At 47.3% G+C, this 313-nt stretch carries 1 rRNA gene (cut by a window edge); it reads right to left on the bottom strand.

The features are described from left to right. A 23S ribosomal RNA gene (locus EG57_RS0224495) occupies window positions 1-307 on the bottom strand; it reaches 2599 nt to the left of the window's first position. Between the last annotated feature and the right edge of the window lie 6 nt (window positions 308-313).

Raw genomic sequence — 313 nt, 5'->3', positions numbered from 1 at the left:
ATGATCTATCCGCAACCCCAGGAACAAGTTCCTGGTTTGGGCTCTTTCCCTTTCGCTCGCCGCTACTTAGAAAATCGATTTTTCTTTCTCTTCCTCCGGGTACTTAGATGTTTCAGTTCCCCGGGTTTACCTCCATAAACCTATGTATTCAGTTTACAGTACAATGCGTTAGCATTGTGGGTTTCCCCATTCGGAAATCTCTGGATCTCAGGCTATTTGCGCCTACCCAAAGCTTATCGCAGCTTATCACGTCCTTCTTCGGCTTCTGGTGCCAAGGCATTCACCATGCGCCCTTTGTAGCTTGACCATTCAT

Origin of the sequence: Clostridium drakei, assembly GCF_000633595.2 — a bacterium.
GTDB classification, from domain to species: Bacteria; Bacillota; Clostridia; order Clostridiales; family Clostridiaceae; genus Clostridium_AM; species Clostridium_AM drakei.
This window is presented reverse-complemented; position numbering and strand designations above follow the sequence as displayed.